The 18,012-nt window shown below is 49.5% G+C and carries 16 protein-coding genes; 12 read left to right on the plus strand and 4 right to left on the minus strand.

Going from position 1 to position 18,012, the window contains the following annotated elements; translation table 11 throughout:
* Positions 1 to 8: 8 nt before the first annotated feature.
* The gene (locus OXH18_RS01565) at positions 9 to 467 is read right to left on the minus strand and encodes a DoxX family protein (RefSeq protein ID WP_268610673.1); all 459 of its coding nucleotides are present in this window, start codon (positions 465 to 467) and stop codon (positions 9 to 11) included.
* A 514-nt stretch (positions 468 to 981) separates the two neighbouring features.
* Between OXH18_RS01565 and ptsP the strand changes: the two genes are divergently transcribed.
* The 6 genes from ptsP to OXH18_RS01595 all read left to right on the plus strand — a co-directional run bounded on the left by ptsP (position 982) and on the right by OXH18_RS01595 (position 9,576).
* Positions 982 to 3,456 (plus strand): phosphoenolpyruvate--protein phosphotransferase, encoded by a 2,475-nt coding sequence (ptsP, locus tag OXH18_RS01570; RefSeq protein ID WP_268610674.1) that lies wholly within the window; start codon positions 982 to 984, stop codon positions 3,454 to 3,456.
* Positions 3,453 to 4,430: a 1-phosphofructokinase gene (gene pfkB, locus OXH18_RS01575; protein ID WP_268610675.1), complete on the plus strand. Its 978-nt coding sequence runs from the start codon at positions 3,453 to 3,455 to the stop codon at positions 4,428 to 4,430. Before ptsP ends, pfkB begins: the two co-directional genes overlap by 4 nt.
* A 120-nt stretch (positions 4,431 to 4,550) precedes the next feature.
* Entirely contained in the window at positions 4,551 to 6,398 is a 1,848-nt protein-coding gene (locus OXH18_RS01580) for a PTS fructose-like transporter subunit IIB (protein ID WP_268610676.1), read from the plus strand.
* A 244-nt stretch (positions 6,399 to 6,642) separates the two neighbouring features.
* On the plus strand, positions 6,643 to 8,016 hold the full coding sequence (gene miaB, locus OXH18_RS01585) for a tRNA (N6-isopentenyl adenosine(37)-C2)-methylthiotransferase MiaB (RefSeq protein WP_315874623.1): 1,374 nt from the start codon (positions 6,643 to 6,645) through the stop codon (positions 8,014 to 8,016).
* Positions 8,017 to 8,155: 139 nt separating this feature from the next.
* Entirely contained in the window at positions 8,156 to 8,395 is a 240-nt protein-coding gene (locus tag OXH18_RS01590; RefSeq protein WP_268610677.1) for a DUF6464 family protein, read from the plus strand.
* A 110-nt stretch (positions 8,396 to 8,505) separates the two neighbouring features.
* Complete coding sequence (locus OXH18_RS01595) at positions 8,506 to 9,576, plus strand: potassium channel family protein (protein WP_268610678.1); 1,071 nt, start codon at positions 8,506 to 8,508, stop codon at positions 9,574 to 9,576.
* Positions 9,577 to 9,669: 93 nt separating this feature from the next.
* On the opposite strand, the gene OXH18_RS01600 is transcribed toward OXH18_RS01595, so the two are convergent.
* A complete protein-coding gene (locus OXH18_RS01600) occupies positions 9,670 to 10,569 on the minus strand; it encodes a nuclear transport factor 2 family protein (RefSeq protein WP_268610679.1) in 900 nt (299 codons plus the stop codon).
* 212 nt (positions 10,570 to 10,781) lie between these two features.
* Here OXH18_RS01600 and murG point away from each other — a divergent pair, with 212 nt between their 5' ends.
* The 3 genes from murG to OXH18_RS01615 all read left to right on the plus strand — a co-directional run bounded on the left by murG (position 10,782) and on the right by OXH18_RS01615 (position 12,999).
* Positions 10,782 to 11,858 carry an undecaprenyldiphospho-muramoylpentapeptide beta-N-acetylglucosaminyltransferase gene (murG, locus tag OXH18_RS01605; protein WP_268610680.1) on the plus strand — a complete coding sequence of 359 codons (1,077 nt, stop codon included), beginning with the start codon at positions 10,782 to 10,784 and terminating at the stop codon, positions 11,856 to 11,858.
* Positions 11,859 to 12,325: 467 nt separating this feature from the next.
* Entirely contained in the window at positions 12,326 to 12,466 is a 141-nt protein-coding gene (locus OXH18_RS01610; protein ID WP_268610681.1) for a hypothetical protein, read from the plus strand.
* A 338-nt stretch (positions 12,467 to 12,804) separates the two neighbouring features.
* Positions 12,805 to 12,999: a heavy-metal-associated domain-containing protein gene (locus OXH18_RS01615; RefSeq protein ID WP_268610682.1), complete on the plus strand. Its 195-nt coding sequence runs from the start codon at positions 12,805 to 12,807 to the stop codon at positions 12,997 to 12,999.
* A gap of 155 nt (positions 13,000 to 13,154) precedes the next feature.
* On the opposite strand, the gene OXH18_RS01620 is transcribed toward OXH18_RS01615, so the two are convergent.
* A complete protein-coding gene (locus OXH18_RS01620; protein ID WP_268610683.1) occupies positions 13,155 to 13,964 on the minus strand; it encodes a hypothetical protein in 810 nt (269 codons plus the stop codon).
* 215 nt (positions 13,965 to 14,179) lie between these two features.
* Here OXH18_RS01620 and hisG point away from each other — a divergent pair, with 215 nt between their 5' ends.
* Both hisG and OXH18_RS01630 read left to right on the plus strand, forming a co-directional pair.
* Positions 14,180 to 14,830, plus strand: coding sequence for an ATP phosphoribosyltransferase (hisG, locus tag OXH18_RS01625; protein WP_268613263.1), 651 nt, complete (start codon positions 14,180 to 14,182; stop codon positions 14,828 to 14,830).
* A 305-nt stretch (positions 14,831 to 15,135) separates the two neighbouring features.
* Positions 15,136 to 15,588 carry a response regulator gene (locus tag OXH18_RS01630; RefSeq protein WP_268610684.1) on the plus strand — a complete coding sequence of 151 codons (453 nt, stop codon included), beginning with the start codon at positions 15,136 to 15,138 and terminating at the stop codon, positions 15,586 to 15,588.
* Between the two features lie 13 nt (positions 15,589 to 15,601).
* Here OXH18_RS01630 and OXH18_RS01635 read toward each other — a convergent pair whose 3' ends face one another.
* Positions 15,602 to 16,009, minus strand: coding sequence for a DUF2294 domain-containing protein (locus OXH18_RS01635; RefSeq protein ID WP_268610685.1), 408 nt, complete (start codon positions 16,007 to 16,009; stop codon positions 15,602 to 15,604).
* 644 nt (positions 16,010 to 16,653) lie between these two features.
* On the opposite strand from OXH18_RS01635, the gene OXH18_RS01640 reads away from it, so the two are divergent.
* Positions 16,654 to 17,913 carry an ATP-binding response regulator gene (locus tag OXH18_RS01640; protein ID WP_315874810.1) on the plus strand — a complete coding sequence of 420 codons (1,260 nt, stop codon included), beginning with the start codon at positions 16,654 to 16,656 and terminating at the stop codon, positions 17,911 to 17,913.
* Positions 17,914 to 18,012: the final 99 nt, after the last annotated feature.

The raw sequence follows: 18,012 nt of genomic DNA on the forward strand, positions 1-18,012 counted from the left end.
GTTGAAGATTAGCGATTCAGCTGAGTTTCCAGTTCAGCCGCTACTGTAGACGCACCCGGTTGATCTTCGGGTTTACGGGTGTACCACCAAGCCCAGGCAATCAATACCGCTTGAAATGGGAGTCGAAACCAATAAAGCAAAGGATGATGAGGAATTCCAGCAATCGGAATACTGTGAATCGCCTGATAGAGATTAGCAGGAAACACAGCAATAAACAGCGATACTAACCCCCAAGCAGCAAGGACACTGACAAAGGGAATTAACAATCCAATTCCTCCTAGAATTTCAAACACCCCGCTAATGTAAACCATTGCATAGGGAAATTGGAACACTGGCGGAACAATTCTGGCGTATTGATCCGGATGAGTGAAGTGAGTAATGCCTACGATTGTAATGGCAACTGCAAGAATTCCTCGTAGCAGTTCTTTACGACGAAATTGATTAAAGTATGGCTTATCTGGTGTCATAGGTTGGAGAATAATTTTGCAACTATATTTTTAATTGCGATCGATGGTTCAAGGTAATGTGAAATTTGATGAATGACGGTGAACGCTAATGAAATGATTAACAACTAATGAATTAGCGAAAAGCAGTTTTTCATTAAAACAGTTAAAGATACCGTAACGAACTGCCAAACAAAATCCTTCTACCGGAGGCAAGAATTTCTGGCATTACTGAGTGGATATTTGGGTTTGTCATCCTCCAAACGGGTTAATTTTTAAGTTTGTGATGCTTTGTAATAGTATTCACAGTTTGGTTATCAAATCATTAACAAGTTCGAGTTTTACCCTGCCAAATTACTACTCTGAAAGATACAAGTCTGTCCTTTTACACAAACGTTCCTCCATCGCGGCGTTTACCTTCAAGTGGCTATTTTTACCCTTCAGACTTCGATCATCATTGCCGATCGGGGTTGACAAGATTCTAGCCACTGATGTTGATGCCAAGATTATGGTTCTCTCATTTTTTAGATTGAATCACATGCTCAATTTAGACAAAAACAGTATCAAGCTGGGCGCAACGGCGAAAGATAAATCAGATGCTATTCAACAGGTAGGGCGGTTGCTCGTGGATACCGGACATATGAAGCCTGAGTATATCAACAGCATGATGGCACGTGAACAGGTAGCGAATACCTATCTTGGGAACGGGATTGCAATTCCGCATGGCTTGCCGATCGATCGCAAGTTCATTGTAGAAACAGGTATTTCGGTGCTGCAATTGCCAGCGGGAGTGGAATGGAATCCAGGCGAACGGGTGCATTTGGTGGTCGGCATTGCTGCAAAATCGGATGAGCATATCGAGATTTTGTCGAATCTGACTCATGTGCTAGGTGACGAAGCGGCTGTTCAGCAGCTTGCTCGCACAACTGATCCACTTGACATTATCACGACACTCACAAACCCCACTGCGCGCGTGAATGACGACATGCCCGTAGAACCCGATTTTGCCAAGGCGATCGATGTAACAATTTCCGGCAAAGCCGGACTTCATGCCCGTCCAGCTACAACGCTGGTGAATTTGGCCAAGGAATTTCAGTCGGAGGTGCGAATCCGCTATGGCAACCAAACCGCGAATGCCAAGAGTTTGGTCTCACTGCTGAAGTTGGGCGTGGAGGGCGGTCAAACGATTCGGTTGATGGCACAGGGGGTAGATGCAGATCGGGCCCTGCAAACGCTGAAAGCGGCGATCGAGGCAGGCTTGGAAGAGGAAGAGGACGCTCCAGCGGCCGTGACATTGGGGCGGGCGTTATCGTTTGAAACTAAACCGATTGTTGGCATTGCGGCCTCGCCCGGGGTGGCGATCGGCCCAGTGTATCAACTGCGACGTGGCAAGCTGGTGTTTGAAGCCACAGCACCTGATCCGGCAACTGAAGAGCGGCGGTTGCGGCAGGCGATCGAATCCGCTAAGGCTCAGTTGCAAAACCTGTATGAGGAGGTCAAAGCTAAGGCTGGAGCCGGAAAAGCTGCGATTTTTGAAGCCCATCAAGAATTTTTGAATGATCCAGATTTGCAGCAGGCGGCGATCGATCAGATTCATCAAGCGCTTCATCACGCTCAAGCCCATTCCAGTGCACCGTGGGCTTGGCAGCAAGCCTATGAGCAACGGGCTAGTGCATTGGAAAAACTACCCGATCCGCTGCTGGCAGGGCGGGCTACCGATTTGCGGGATGTAGGGCGACGGGTATTGCGTTTGTTGGCAACGCGCGTGGAAGATGAACCCCAGTTGCCCAACAATCCTGTGATTTTAATTGCCGAAGATTTGACGCCTTCTGACACCGCTGGCTTAAATCCGGCTCTAACGTTGGGGTTTTGCACCGCTTATGGTGGCCCAACCTCTCACTCAGCCATCATTGCCCGATCGCTTGATATTCCAGCCATTGTGGGGGCGGGTCCGGCGGTGCTGAATGTGCCCGATGGTACGGATTGCATTTTGGATGGAGAGAGCGGCAATCTCTATCCGCATCCCAGCGAAGCCGACCTCGCGACGGCCAAAACGGCTCAGGCAGATTTACAAGCCGTGCGGCAAGCAGAAAAGCTGGCCTGCTATCAACCCGCGATTTTAACAGATGGACATCGAGTGGAAGTGGTGGCCAATATTGGGGCAGCCGCCGAAGCGGAACAAGCGGTGAATGCTGGAGCTGAAGGCGTGGGTCTGCTGCGGACAGAATTTCTGTTCCTCAATCGATCGGAGCCACCGACAGAGGCGGAACAACTGGTGGCTTACATCCACATGACGCGCTCGTTGAATGGATTGCCGCTGATTATTCGCACCCTCGACATCGGCGGCGACAAAGCCGTACCCTACCTCAATTTGCCCGCTGAAGAAAACCCATTTTTAGGAGTGCGTGGGATTCGGCTGTGTTTGCAACGACAGGATTTGTTTAGAACTCAACTGCGAGCCATTTTTCAGGCTGCGCAAACCGGACCAGTCAAAATTATGTTTCCGATGATTGCCACGCTGGAAGAGTTGATCGCGGCTCGACAGATTGCTGAGGAGGTGCGGGCTGACGTAGGGACCGATCGCGTGGACTACGGCATGATGATCGAAGTGCCGTCGGCGGTGCTGATGGCGGACGAGTTTGCCAAAGAAGTCGATTTCTTTTCGATCGGCACCAATGATTTGACGCAATACGTATTGGCAATGGATCGCGGCCATCCAGTGTTGGCAAAACAAGCCGATGGACTGCATCCGGCGGTGCTGCGCTTAATCGATCAAACGGTGCAAGCGGCCAAGGCTCACGGCAAATGGGTCGGTGTCTGTGGCGGCGTTGCCGGCGAACCGCTGGGGGCAACCATTCTAACCGGATTGGGCGTGACGGAACTCAGCGTTAGCATTCCCAGCATAGCAGCGGTGAAGGCCAAATTGCGATCGATCGCTTTTTCGGAAGCAAACGCATTGGCCCAACGAGCGCTGCGCTGCCGCACAGCCCAAGACGTTCGAGCACTACGATGAATACCATGTTTTCTGATTCAAGCACGCCTCGTATTGCAACTCTGACACTCAATCCAGCCATCGACCAAACGGTTGCCATTCCTAACTTTCGAGCGGGCACTGTCAATCGGGTGGGGTGGGAGCAGTCTGATCCAGGTGGCAAAGGAGTGAATGTGGCGTCGTTTTTAGCGGCTTTTGGCTTTTCTGTCACGGTGTCCGGCTTTTTGGGACACGAAAATGCTGAACTATTTCAAACTTTCTTTGCACACCAAGGTCTGTGCGATCGGTTTTTGCTGATTCCCGGTAAAACTCGCGTTAATGTCAAAATCATCGACGACGCCCAAGAGCAAGTAACAGACATCAACTTTCCAGGGCCGTCACCCACTCCAGAGGAGATCACAGCGCTCCATCAACGCGTGGATGAACTCGCGATCGATCACGACTGGTTCATCGTGTCGGGCAGTTTGCCAGCCAGCGTATCGCCCAACTTGTATCGCGATCTGACGCAACGCCTGAAGTCCCAAGGCAAAACTGTGATTTTGGATGCCAGTGGCGACAGTTTCCGGCAAGCGCTGACGGCCATTCCCTTTGCCATCAAGCCCAATATTGACGAACTGCAAGAATATCTTGGTGTGTCGCTACGCAGCGAAATCGAGGTGTTGCAAGCTGCACGGGGACTGGTCGCTGAAGGAATTGAGTGTGTGGTCGTATCGATGGGGGCTGGTGGTGCGATCTTTGTGGAAGCCGACTCGGCCGTGTGGGCCCGTCCTCCTCAGGTCAATGTCATCAGCACGGTGGGGGCAGGCGATGCCATGGTGGCAGGTTTAGTCGCAGGCAAACTGCGGGGCTTCGCTCTTGCAGACTGTGCCCGTTTGGCCACGGCCTTTTCGATCGCCACCCTCAGCCAAGTAGGGCCACGCTTACCGCTGCCCGATCGCGTCGAAGCCCTCATGGAGCAAGTTCAAATTGAGGATCTGCATTCGGCTCGCTTTTAGGGTTTGTCTGAAAGCCTTTGTGTCAGGTGGGGAATGCCTGCGTGACCTGGAACTTCAACTTTTTCATCAAGCACTCTTTTGGATTTTACACGCTTAACGAATCATAACCAAGGAAAACCAATGACTATACACAACATAGTGGCTGTCACTGCTTGCCCCACTGGGGTTGCCCACACCATTATGGCGGCCGAAGCCCTAAAGAAAACGGCGCAAGTGATGGGGCATGAACTCCGGGTAGAGACCCAAGGCTCGGAAGGGGTGAAGAATGCTCTATCCGACGCCGAGATTGCCGCGGCCGATTTGGTGATTGTTGCTGCCGACATTCACGTCGATCTCGATCGCTTCCAAGGCAAACCCATTCATGCAGTTTCTACTAGTCGTGCCATTCGTGATACTCGCTCAGTCATCGAAGAGGCAATCGCTCGCAGTCGATCGGTGGCACCAGTCGATCGATCGGCTCCATCCAAGCCGATAATGGCCGCTTCAACCCCCAGCCCTACTCCCACCACTTCCACGGTCGCGCCTGACCTATCTGCCACTGGCTCACGTTACCTCGTCGGCATTACCTCCTGTCCAACGGGCATTGCCCATACCTTTATGGCAGCAGAAGCTTTGCGCAAAGGTGCGGCTGAATTAGGACACGACATTAAAGTCGAAACGCAAGGATCGGTGGGAGCCAAAAACCAACTCACTCCCGAGGACATCGATCGGGCCGATGCGGTGGTAATTGCGGCCGATACCCATGTGGACACCGCTCGTTTTGTGGGTAAGCGACTCTACCAAACCTCCACCAAACACGCGCTCAAAGATGGGGCTGGTGTCATTCAAGCCGCCCTCGCCACCCCCGCTCCGACTGCCACCGCTGGCGATCGCCCTGATTATTTACAGTCCGTGCAGCAAGCTAAAGCCGAGCAATCTGCTAAGCGATCGGGACCCTACAAGCACCTGCTGACCGGCGTGTCCTACATGCTGCCTGTGATTGTAGCGGGTGGTTTGATTATTGCCCTTTCGTTTGTCTTTGGACTCGACCCAGCCGAAGGAACCTTTGGCGATGCCCTGAAGCAAATTGGCGGCGATGCAGCTTTTAGCTTAATTGTGCCGGTGCTGTCTGGTTTTATCGCCTTTTCCATTGCCGATCGTCCTGGTCTGGCACCCGGTTTAATTGGCGGCGTGTTGGCGGCTAATTTGGGCATGGGCTTCTTAGGCGGCATTCTCTCTGGTTTTCTGGCTGGTTACATTGCCCTGTTCGTGCGCGAGAAGATCAACCTGCCTGCCAATTTTGAAGGCTTGAAACCTGTGCTGGTAATTCCGCTACTTTCAACGCTGGCTGTAGGCTTGCTGTTGGTCTACGTGTTTGGTGTGCCCGTTAAAGCCATTCTGGATGGATTAACCGCCTTTTTGCAAAACATGGGGCAAACCAACGCTGTCATTCTGGGGTTAATTTTGGGCGGCATGATGGCTGTAGACATGGGCGGCCCAGTTAACAAAGCTGCGTATACCTTTGCGGTGGGGCTATTGGCCACCAATATTTTTGAACCGATGGCCGCCGTGATGGCTGCTGGCATGACGCCGCCCTTGGGTCTGGCCTTGGCCACCTTGATGGCTAAGCGCAAATTCACCGAAGAAGAACGACAAGCGGGGAAAGTGGCTTCGGTACTGGGCATTTCCTTCATTACCGAAGGAGCCATTCCCTTTGCCGTTAAAGATCCTCTGCGTGTCATTCCATCTTGTATTGCTGGTTCTGCGGTAGCGGGCGGCTTGTCAATGTTGTTTGGTTGCACCTTGCGCGCCCCGCACGGTGGCGTGTTTGTTCTAGCCATTCCCAACGCCGTGGGACAGGGCGGGCTTTATATTGTGGCGATCGCCCTCGGCAGCTTAGTAACGGCGATCGTTGTCACTCAACTAAAGCGCTGGCAGCCCAGCGTCCAGTCCACTCCAGAACCAACGAGAGCTTCCTCGGCTCATTAGAAATTGGGGTTAGGGGTTGGAGAAGATAGGGAAGATAGGGAGGATCACTCATCCACTCCCTCTTCGTCCTTCCTTTCCCTCCTCCCTGATACCAAGCCGTATAATAAAAGACGGGCGATCGAGCGACAGAAACAGACTTGCCTCCCTTGCCGTTCTTTTACGCTCTATCTTAGGTAGGGCTTTCTTCAGGCGGAACCTTTGGGTTTGATTTGCTGCAACTATGACAGATTCTTTGACTAACTCTTTGACTGACTCTTCGCGCCGTTATCACATCACCACGTTTGGCTGCCAAATGAACAAGGCAGATTCCGAACGCATGGCAGGAATTTTGGAGAATATGGGGTTTCAATGGTCTGAAGATCCGGATCACGCCGATTTAATTCTCTACAACACCTGCACCATTCGCGATAACGCCGAGCAGAAAGTGTATTCCTATTTGGGCAAACAGGTGAAGCGTAAGCACGAAAAGCCTGATTTGACGCTAGTTGTCGCTGGTTGTGTGGCTCAACAAGAAGGAGAAGCCCTATTGCGGCGTGTGCCCGAACTAGATTTGGTCATGGGTCCACAACATGCTAACCGCTTACAAGATTTGCTGGAGCAGGTGTTTGATGGCAATCAGGTGGTGGCAACGGAACCTGTGCATATTTTTGAAGACATTACCAAACCGCGTCGCGATAGTACGGTTACAGCTTGGGTCAATGTTATCTATGGCTGCAACGAGCGCTGCACCTATTGCGTTGTACCTAACGTGCGGGGGCAAGAACAATCGCGCACTCCGGAAGCGATTCGCTCGGAAATGGAAGCGTTAGGACAGCAGGGCTACCGAGAAATTACACTACTGGGACAAAATATCGATGCGTATGGGCGCGATTTACCCGGTACTACCGTTGATGGTCGTCACAAACATACCTTGACTGACCTACTCTATTATGTGCACGATGTACCCGGCATCGATCGAATTCGCTTTGCCACTAGCCACCCCCGCTATTTCACCGAACGGCTAATTCGCGCCTGTGCTGAACTGCCGAAAGTCTGTGAACATTTCCACATTCCGTTTCAGTCTGGTGACAACGAGGTGCTCAAGGCAATGGCCCGGGGCTATACGCACGAAAAATATCGCCGCATTATTGACACGATTCGTCACTACATGCCCGATGCATCTATTAGTGCCGATGCCATCGTGGCGTTTCCGGGCGAAACCGAAGCTCAGTTTCAAAATACCCTGAAGCTAGTCGAAGACATTGGGTTTGACCAATTGAACACGGCTGCCTATTCCCCCCGCCCCGGTACCCCCGCCGCCCAGTGGGACAATCAGCTTTCGGAAACCGTGAAAAGCGATCGGCTCCAGCGGCTAAATCATCTCGTGGCGCTCAAAGCTGCCGAACGATCGCAGCGCTATTTAGGACGAATTGAAGACGTCTTAGTCGAAGACCAAAACCCCAAAGATTCCACCCAAGTCATGGGTCGCACGCGAGGCAATCGCTTGGTGTTCTTTGCAGGCAACATTCAAGAGTTGCAAGGCAAAACCGTTCCCGTTGAAATCACGACCGTGCGAGCATTCAGCTTAACGGGTAATCGCGTCGCTACACCCGTTGCCACATCTCCAGTCTGTGCGTAATACTAGTTGGCAATCGGTGCGCATCTCTTGCGGCGGTTGATAACCACCCTTCGCCAAACTATTTCACCAGGCTATCGTGATCATTGTACTGTTCATTGTTGTCCTTGGTCTTACCCCATCACTGTTCTCTTTGTGGATCATGCGGCAGGCAGACGCCAGAGCACAGGAACGTCTAAGGCTGGCGATGCAATCGGTGGCAACTCGGGGTTTGCCGAGCCTACGCCTTCCACCGGATCATCATTACATCGAGGGAGTGGGGTATGTTATTGGAGACTTTACCTGTCGATTTAACGCTCGATCGACTTACCTACGTTGTGCTGTCAACCCCTTTGGCCCGTGCCAAGACTGCTCACACTATCAACCAAGACAGGAACGGTAGAGGAGTAGAGGGGTAGATGAGCGAATGGGTTGAATCAGTGGATAACCCCAATCCCTATTCCCGACTCCCTGCTCCCTATTTCCCGATCAGGGTATTGCTAAAACGGTGTGATGCAGAAACGAGTGAACCAAAACAGTCGCTTAAACCTGATAGCCGCTTCGATCGCCCTCCTTTCGCTACTAGTCGGTCTCATTCTTTCACTTCTGTGGAGTGAAGGAGCCTTGACATCCAGTGAAGGCGCTTGGGATGTTTTGGAGAATGCCCTGATTACTCTAATGGGCGAGTATCCAGACAAACCCAAAACGATCGCAGGACAAGTGCTGCAACTGTTGCTATTAATTTTTGGCACCTTTGCCTTTGGGGCGATCGTTGGCAAAATATCTTCGGTCTTTGTGACTCGTGCCCTGCGACAGGAGAAAGCCGTGAAGCAATTTAACGATCACATCATTATTTGTAATTGGAATGAAAAAGCACCCACCATTGTGCGCCAGTTGTTAGAGGCAAACCAAGAACACCCACGGGACATTGTGGTAATTTCAGCGTCAGTGATCGACGATCGTAACGAATTTGACGATCGCAGCGATGTTCACTTTATTCAAGCTGACCCAACTCACCATGCCACTTTAGAAAACCTCCAAGCTTGTCAAGCCAAAGCAGTGATTCTGCTAGCCGATGAAGCCTCCGAAGGCCCTGATGAGAAAAACGCCTTGATTGCTTTGGCTATTAAGCATCTGGAGCAAATTCCTGGACAAAAGAAGGATATCCATGTAGTGGGGGAACTCGTGAAACTGGGTCGCCGTCGCCACCTACGGGAGGCTGGCGTAGACGAGGTGATTTCAGCCCGCGACTATAGTTCGGGAATCATTGCCCAAAGCGCCGTGTTCAAAAATATGTCGGTGGTTTATCAGCAATTGTTGACGTATTCGGATGAGACGAACGAGTTTTATTTTATTGAGCCAGGCAAGTATCCAACATCCCTTCACGGCAAAACCTTTGCTGAACTGACGCAGTGGATAAGCCAGTACAGCGCGGCCCATGCTGATAATCCTTTACTGCTAGTGGGTATCAAATCCGGACAGGGAGAAATATGGTTAAACCCCAAACAGGAGCATTTCGATCGGTTAGAAGACACCGATTCATTAATTGTGATGGCGTTCCGCCACGTAGAACGGATTGTTTAGACAAGACCCAAGATTGACGCATGAAATTTTCGCTTGATGCCGCTTTTGTTTGTGATCGACTGCCGATCGTAGGACTTCAGAGATTCTCTGACGTTATTCGCTGGGAGCAACCACTTGCAGGCGACGAGCAACCGTTGTGATGCCATCATCTCGAATTAAGATGGCTGAAACCCAACGAGTTTCTGGTGTAGCAGGGGCAGTCCCAATTTTGAACAATCCCCCTGAGCTAAGCAGTTCTAGCGTAATGTCGGTTGGATCAAGATAAGCGCTTGGCTGTACAGCTTCTTCAGCCGCAGCCCCCAACAACAACCGATCGCCCAAGGGTTCTAGCACAATTACATCAAACTCATACTTCTGTCCGGTGCCCACTTGCTCTGGCAGAATCACCTCCACTGTTGGCGGATTTTGTCCCTGTGTCACTTGGCTTTGCTCAGCCAAAATTTCCTGGCTGGCAATCTTCAAGTCTTCAAAGCGTTGCTGTGAGGTAATTGTTGCAGACAGATTGAGCGCATTCCCATTTCGCCGTTCAGTTCCTGTGATCGTGGTGGTAGTGGTTGCAACAATGGCATTCCCATCTCGTTCCCAATCGTTGACTTGTGTGGCATAAGTAAGGTTGGCATAGCGTTCCCAAAAGTTTTCCAGCGCTTGTTGCAAACCGTCATAGGTTAAGCCATCCGAATTAGAAAAAGTAGGACTGTAAAAGCTCATCACTGTTTCTAAATCCTGCTGACTGGCGGCCGCATCAATGCTGGCAATGGTTTCCAGAAGCTCAGCCGGAGCATCGCTAGCAACTGGGACAGGTTCGACATCTACTGGAGACGCTGGCTCAGGGTTGACATTCGCTGGGGTAGGAGTTTCGGTCTGTGCATGCACCCCACTAGCCCAACTAAGCATGAATCCTAATAGCAAGAACGATACTAGCTTTAATAGGCGATCGCGCTTGCGTCGTTGTACCGAACGATTGAAGAGGAGAGGAAGGAGACAATTGGGCATAGCCAGCAGCCTTGATCAGGGTCTCAGGAGATTATAGGCTAACTCAAGCCACTGCATTGGTTGTTTTTAGGTTTGTTTTTGCTAACTTCTGGAGATAATCAGCACCCATCAGCCGATCCAAACGGTAAATTTAGCGGTAAGATGCGGCAAAAGCGCAACGCAGCATCTCATTGAGGCACAACCCGATCGCCTCGCAACGGAGACTTAATTCTGTGTCTAATTTATCTTCAGTTCCCAAGCTTTTAATTGCAGCCAGTGGCACGGGTGGGCATTTGTTTCCGGCTATTGCCACCGCCGAGCAATTGCCAGAATACCAGATTGAATGGTTAGGAGTTCCCGATCGACTAGAGACGCAACTGGTTCCCGATCGTTATCCGCTCCACACCATTCCTGTAGAAGGTTTCCAAAAGCGGTTAGGGGTTTCCACGTTGGTGATTTCTGGGCGATTGCTGGCTGCAATTTGGCAAGTGCGAGACCTGTTGCAACGAGGGCGGTTTCAAGCAGTGTTAACCACAGGTGGCTATATTGCGGCTCCTGCTATTGCAGCAGCCCGACTGATGGGGTTGCCCGTTGTTTTGCATGAATCTAACGCTTTACCAGGGAAAGTGACCCGATCGTTGAGTGCCTGGTGCAGTGTGGTGGCAATTGGCTTTGCGGAGGCAGCACCGTATTTACCCCGTGCCAAAACAGTTCATGTGGGAACACCAGTTCGATCGCAGTTTCGAGCAGCCCTATCGATGATCACCGACCTACCAATTCCAGACAACGCACCCTTAATTGTGGTGGTGGGCGGCAGCCAAGGGGCAGTGGCAGTGAATCAGTTGGTCCGGCGATCGGCGCTGGCTTGGTTGGATGCTGGTGCATGGCTTGTTCACCTAACGGGCGATAACGATCCGGATGTCAAGGACTTCAGTCATCCGCAATATCTAGCGCTGCCGTTTTACAACAACATGGCCGGACTACTGCAACGGGCAACCTTAGTCATCAGCCGAGCCGGGTCTGGCACGCTAACCGAACTAGCTGCTACCCATACCCCTGCGATTTTGATTCCCTATCCCTATGCCGCTGACAACCATCAAACTTACAATGCCAAGGTGTTTGCTGATGCCGGAGCCGCTCTACTGTTTCAACAAGCTGAACTGACACCAGAAATCTTGCAAAGTCAGGTTTCACATCTGCTACATTCACCGCACACATTGCAGCAAATGGCCAATCGTATGGCACAACTAGCGATCGTAGATAGCGCTGAACGGTTGGCAGATCTAATTCGACAACTGGTGAATTCTTGAGGGTAATTCAAGTATCAGCCAGAATCGACTTGTTAGTAGGTTGGTTAGTTAAGATGCATCGAACTCCTAGTTTGTTAAAAAACGTTCGATCGCAGCTTACATTGACTCACACAGTGTAAAGAATAGTGGCGGTCTCTCAGCAGAAACGAGCAGAAATTTTATGATTGAGGTGTGGGTTGAATACTTCAATCAAGTTCAATTCAAACATAATCTGAACAGATGTTCTCATCGCTTTCAGATAGTGCCGTTAACAATTAACCACCATTCAACCGATAGAGTTTCGTATCAATAGAGTGTTAATTGCTAACAGAAATTCAGCCCTTTGAAGCGCCTCTTCAGCACTCATTTGTTTGCTTTCAATCTACTTTCAATGCTTGATCGAATTCACAGCTTGACTGGATTGATAGCAAATCGGTGAGAAGTGGCTACGGATTAACTCATCAGCGTACACAACTGGAGTCAATGCTATGACTATTGTTCAAGCGATGCAAGGGACAATTCAATTTTTAGCTGAAGCTGTGACTCGGCTTTTTAGCCCCAGTGACGATCAGTATCCTGCTGTTGGAGTTCAACCGTTTGATGGTGATGCGTATTCGCAATGGCGTTAGTGCGTAGGGAGGGTTGAAACAACTCATGTAATCATGTGAGGGGCGATCGATCTGGGACATATTCCGTTTGTCGCTCTCACCCTGAATTCTGCTCTCGTGGGGCGAAGGACTTTGATCCGGTCGCCCTTCCTATTTGGGAAAGGGGTTGGGGCATGAGGGTTAGACTTGCAAACGTAACGTCCTCTGATCGATCGTTCCTTGTAATTGGACTTTGCCTAGTCATATACTTCTGCCATAAGTGGTAGAACCATCTGCCGCAAATCTGCCCACAGTGCCATGGGAATTTTCAACTTCAAGCTGGAAAATATGGTCAATATGGACTTTTATGCAGAGGATTTATGGCGCTAAAGCTCAACGTTCCAACGATCGATAGTCCCGAATCAGCTAAAGCCTTAAAAGAAACAATATTGACCTCCGAACCTGACGCCAAAGTAGATGTAAATTTAGACACCAAAACAGTCACGGTTGAATCGCAGGCATCTGAAGAAACATTTAGACAACTTATTGTTGCAGCGGGACATCAGCTTGCTTAATCAGTCGCTTGTTTGGTTCACACTTGTAAATTATTAAGACTGAATCCAATTAACACTAAAACATCGATCGCTTCATTCAGGCGTGCGTAGCGATCGATGTTTTGATTTTGATAGTGGCACTTAATTAATCAGCCCGATCATCAATGCATTTAAAACTACAGCACTGCCGTACTAGTCATGACTTCACTAGCCTTATCTGCGGGAGTATCGATTGCAAAAAAGTCTTTGAATGCATGACTTAGCTGCTGAGTGGATTGGGTGGCGTCACAAACAGTAAGGCCGTTTATTTCGGCTCCCATATGAATCAATGCTGATAGCGGCGGAAAGGCAAGTTCCGGGCGTTGCATGGCAACAGCAATTTGGTCGGCTAGTCGCCCTGTACCTGCCATTACCATCACCGGACGCCCTTCGGCGATGCTAGACTGCACATCCACAGAGGCGATCGTGCCACCATTAATTAGCAGTGTCAAAGACTTTTCGCCGTTAGACAGCAAACTAGCGATCGTAGCAATCCAGCGAGATTCATCTCCCCAGCGCTGTCCAGGGATCAAGATAAAGTGAGTGTGGTGCGGCTCTAGACCGTGTTTTCCCGGAGTATTGGCATTGGGTAAGTGCACTTTTCCAACGGGAACCACCCCAACAAGAGGGAACGAGGCATTAATCGCTGCTCGGGCCTGACCCATTAACCGCATGACGCCGGCATCGGTGCCACCATCCACAACGGTAATACCAAGTTCTTCAACGACAGGAGCTAAAAATTCTACGAATAGAGAGTGCAGGCAATGGCTATCTTCCGGATCAAGCTGACATGCACCCCCAATTAATACCAATACCGGACGCGACTTGCTCAAACCTACAGCCTCCAACGCAGACGGTAACGCTTGCCAAATTGGCACTTCAATTGCCTTTGCAGTCTGTCCACTGCTAAAGGTCAACAGAAGACTAGACAGATTGGAGGAGAGCATTAAGGAATGTAATAATTCAAACGTCTGAGATTTCTAAATATTAGCCTGCTTTCGGGAACGCCGCCGCATTTGCAATCGATGAATTTTAGTGAATTTCCAGTGAATTAGCCAAACAATATCGATGGACTTGTGATTAATTAGAAATCAGCCTGCCCATCCTCAAGGCAAGCAGGTAAGCTAGGTTTAGTTTGATCCTGCCGATTTATCCTAAGTTTATGATTACGATCGCCCTACCTAAAGGTGGACTGTTGAGTGACAGCATCCGGCTATTAAAGTCGGTTGGTCTAGACTTCAGTGCATTTCTAGATTCGTCAAATCGGCAGCTTGAAATTTGGGATGCAAACCATACTGCTAAGGCGCTCCTAGTCCGAAACTACGATGTTCCAGTGTATGTAGAATATGGTCAGGCTCAGTTAGGGATTGTAGGGTATGACATTTTGCGGGAAAAGCGGCCCCAAGTCGCCCACCTACTGGATCTTCAGTTTGGACACTGTCGCCTATCCGTAGCCGTCCGCGCTGCCAGTTCCTATCAATCTGCCTTGGAACTACCAGCCCATTGCCGGGTAGCTACCAAATTTGTGCAGTGCGCCAATGAGTATTTCAACCGCTTGGATCTTCCAGTAGACATTGTGCCACTTTATGGCTCGGTTGAACTTGGACCAATCACGGGCATGTCAGAAGCGATCGTCGATTTAGTAGCTACAGGTAGAACCCTCACCGAGAATAATCTGGTGGAACTTGATAAACTGTTTGACAGCACGGCACGATTGATTGCTCATCCGCTGAGCTATCGGTTAAACCGTGATCATCTACAAGCGTGGATTAATCGCATCGAAGCGGCTCTACCAACTGCTATTGTCTCCTAGCACTCACCGGCATTTGCCTAGTCAAATACGGATCTAAACGGATCTGAGTTAGACGCAAAATCGCTGTTCTACTTCATAAAAGTCAGGAATTGATCACAAAACTTAAGAAAATTTTAAGCTTTCTAGTTTTTTGCGTATAATGTACTCGTTGCCTAACGGTATGTCAGCTTGAGTACTCTTTCCTTCGCGCCTCTGTGTGAACAAGGAGTTTCAATCTGAGTCAGAGTAGTGAGCTAGCCTCCGCTTCTAGCGCCAGTTAGCCGCTGAAAGAGAGTCTTGTTCAAACTCCCATCATTCTGGTACTCATGGCTCTATCTACGGCGGACAGTATGAATCCAATTTTCTCCCTTGGGGTTAATCAACAACCTCAGACGATTAAGCAGCCACTAGTTCTGGCAGTTGATGATGACGATGATAATCTTCTGCTTTTAAGTTACGCGCTCGAAACATTTGGTTGCAAGTTTATCAGCCGATCGGATAGTCAAACTGCCCTAGATGTCGCAAGAACCTATCAACCCGATCTGATTTTGCTGGATATTCTGATGCCCCACGTTGATGGGATGGAGGTGGTACAGCACCTTAAGCAGGATCTCTCAACGTGCAACATTCCTGTAATTGCCGTTACCGCCTTGGCACGAGCCGAAGATCGGCAAACCATTTTGCAGGCAGGGTTCACCGACTACTTAAGTAAACCCTATATGTTGGAAGACTTAGAGGCTTTGATTCAACGCCACACTGGAGTATGTCCAACTAGCTAGGTATCGGATTCGGCTAAAGGGGGGCCCGAGTCTTAAGGCGCTGGGTTGCTGACGAAGCTCGGACAGTGGGTTCCATTTTCAGGACGGCAATAATGCCAGTTCGGCCCGTTTCTAGGGTGGCATCACTCAGCAGATCAATCACCTCTACATTCAGAACTTCTTCAATTAACTGCTTTAGTCGGGGTTGAATAGCATCGTCTAGTTCTGAACGTACTTCTTCAGCTAGCGTTGTCTGTCCTTCTTTCGCCAGGATTTGCTCAGGTTGAGTAATTGAATCTTCTATGACAATAACTGCTTTGCTGCCACATAATGAGCAAGTTATTTTGCCTGTGCGATGCCCTAACTCATCCCTGTAAAGTGCTTGAATACGTTGTGAAAGTGTTCGCTCTAGCTGACCATTCGTAGGAATCGAAGTATTCATAATGACATCTCCATACAAAATAGACCGCTGCCGACAAGCTAGAGAATGCAATCTCAAATCATGGTTCGAGGAATTGCTCTAAGTTGACGAGCACGGCATATAGCTAAGCCTTTGGGGACTGTAAAATACTGTGTCAAGCGTAGCGATCGGCTCAATGGCTTCACAAACATCTATCGGTGGATTTTGAGATATCAGGGGCACTCGCCAAGTCTGTCTTAAGAGAGACACCAGAGTTGGACTGGTTTTGCTGCTGTGATTGGCTACCTTCATTGGTCAGACAGTCGTCTGCTCAACGGAGCTTAAAAGTCAGAAAATCTTAACTAATCCCTAATTACTTGTTCTGATCACGTTTCAGATAAGTGGCTTCCATTCCCTCGACCTGTCCCTGTTAGTAAGAGGAACTATAAGGGGGCCCCCATCAAGAGATGTCACCCGGTTTGAAACACCATCTACGTGTTCTAGTGCTTGGCGCTGGCTTGAAGTTGCACCTGTAACTGACTTCTAACTGGCTTCTAACTAATGACTGACGGCAACGCCTTAGTAGAGCAGTAAGATAGTAAATATTTATAGGTACAATTTCTGCGTTGGTTATTCAGGCTGCTCAAACAGCATGGAAAGGCGTGAGCATTAAAGCGAGCGAGTGCATGGAAGAAACCCTCAAGGTTCTAGTAGTGGACGACGACGAAGTCGATCGGATGGCTGTTCATCGTGCTCTGACAAAGGCAAATGTACAGGTTCAACTCTCAGAGGCTAGAAGCTTTTCCGAAGCACTAACGCTATTAGAAGATGAGGTGTTTGATTGCGCGTTTTTAGACTATCAACTACCAGAACTGGATGGATTGATACTGGTGCAAGAGGTACGAAAACAGGGAATTCGAGTGCCGTTGGTGGTGTTGACCGGGCAAGGCGATGAGCAAATTGCCGTAGAGTTGATGAAAGCTGGAGCGACGGACTATCTAGCTAAATCTAGAGTCACCCCAGAGCGACTCGAACAAGTTTTGCGGAGCGCTATTCGGGTTTATCGAGCCGAGGTACAAGTGGCGATCGCTAACCAGCAGCTTCGAGAAACCAACGAGTTACTGTTGCGCAAGAATCAAGAATTAGAAGCACAACGCCAGCAAATCCAACTTCAAAACCTCAAATTATTAGAAGCTTCCCGCTTGAAGTCGCAGTTTCTGGCAACGATGTCTCATGAATTGCGCACTCCACTCAATGCCATTATTGGGTTTTCGCAATTACTCCTGCGACGCAGTAAAGGGGTATTGTCGGCTCAACAAGTCGATATGATCGAGCGTATTCTCAACAACGGCAAGCACTTATTAGAGTTACTTAACGACATTCTTGACCTCTCTAAAATTGAATCAGGACGACTGGAAGTCAAACCAGAAACATTCAATTTAGGACAAGTCGTTGGCGCTACAGTAGAAGAACTGCGATCGCTCGCTGACGAGAAGCACCTTTCCATCGAACTCAGCATTAACCTAGACGACCCACAAGTCTATAGTGATCCCCATCGCCTGCGACAGGTATTAGTCAATCTCCTGTCCAATGCTATCAAGTTTACCGATCGCGGAGAAATTACCATTGACGTCAGGACAAAGGCACCCGGTTGGGTTGTGATCACGGTGCGTGATACGGGTATTGGTATTGCACCAGAAAAAGTGAGACAAATTTTTGAACCGTTTCGGCAACTTGATCAAACTACTACCCGTCGCTATGCAGGAACAGGACTGGGATTAGCCATTACTGACTCACTCGTGCGGATGATGCATGGAAACATCACCGTTGAGAGCAAGTTGGGCGAAGGATCTGTGTTTCGAGTAGAATTGCCACAACAGTTGCCGCCCACCGATCGAGCAACTACTGCTAAAGCATTTAGCCTTAGTCGGTCTGATGTGTTATAGCAAAGCTAATGCCACTCGGTACTGACTAATCTTCCTTAAGAGAGAGATAGGGCAAACCCAACAAATCGTAACATAGAAATATCAAATCTCTTTATACCT

Origin of the sequence: Thermocoleostomius sinensis A174 (assembly GCF_026802175.1) — a bacterium.
Taxonomy (GTDB): Bacteria; Cyanobacteriota; Cyanobacteriia; order Elainellales; family Elainellaceae; genus Thermocoleostomius; species Thermocoleostomius sinensis.

Coding starts and splice junctions, on each gene's coding strand:
- OXH18_RS01565 (WP_268610673.1), bottom strand. CDS start 467: ATGACACCAGATAAGCCATACTTTAATCAATTTCGTCGTAAAGAACTG.
- ptsP (WP_268610674.1), top strand. CDS start 982: ATGCTCAATTTAGACAAAAACAGTATCAAGCTGGGCGCAACGGCGAAA.
- pfkB (WP_268610675.1), top strand. CDS start 3,453: ATGAATACCATGTTTTCTGATTCAAGCACGCCTCGTATTGCAACTCTG.
- OXH18_RS01580 (WP_268610676.1), top strand. CDS start 4,551: ATGACTATACACAACATAGTGGCTGTCACTGCTTGCCCCACTGGGGTT.
- OXH18_RS01590 (WP_268610677.1), top strand. CDS start 8,156: ATGCGGCAGGCAGACGCCAGAGCACAGGAACGTCTAAGGCTGGCGATG.
- OXH18_RS01595 (WP_268610678.1), top strand. CDS start 8,506: ATGCAGAAACGAGTGAACCAAAACAGTCGCTTAAACCTGATAGCCGCT.
- OXH18_RS01600 (WP_268610679.1), bottom strand. CDS start 10,569: ATGCCCAATTGTCTCCTTCCTCTCCTCTTCAATCGTTCGGTACAACGA.
- OXH18_RS01610 (WP_268610681.1), top strand. CDS start 12,326: ATGACTATTGTTCAAGCGATGCAAGGGACAATTCAATTTTTAGCTGAA.
- OXH18_RS01615 (WP_268610682.1), top strand. CDS start 12,805: ATGGCGCTAAAGCTCAACGTTCCAACGATCGATAGTCCCGAATCAGCT.
- OXH18_RS01620 (WP_268610683.1), bottom strand. CDS start 13,964: ATGCTCTCCTCCAATCTGTCTAGTCTTCTGTTGACCTTTAGCAGTGGA.
- hisG (WP_268613263.1), top strand. CDS start 14,180: ATGATTACGATCGCCCTACCTAAAGGTGGACTGTTGAGTGACAGCATC.
- OXH18_RS01630 (WP_268610684.1), top strand. CDS start 15,136: ATGGCTCTATCTACGGCGGACAGTATGAATCCAATTTTCTCCCTTGGG.
- OXH18_RS01635 (WP_268610685.1), bottom strand. CDS start 16,009: ATGAATACTTCGATTCCTACGAATGGTCAGCTAGAGCGAACACTTTCA.
- OXH18_RS01640 (WP_315874810.1), top strand. CDS start 16,654: ATGGAAGAAACCCTCAAGGTTCTAGTAGTGGACGACGACGAAGTCGAT.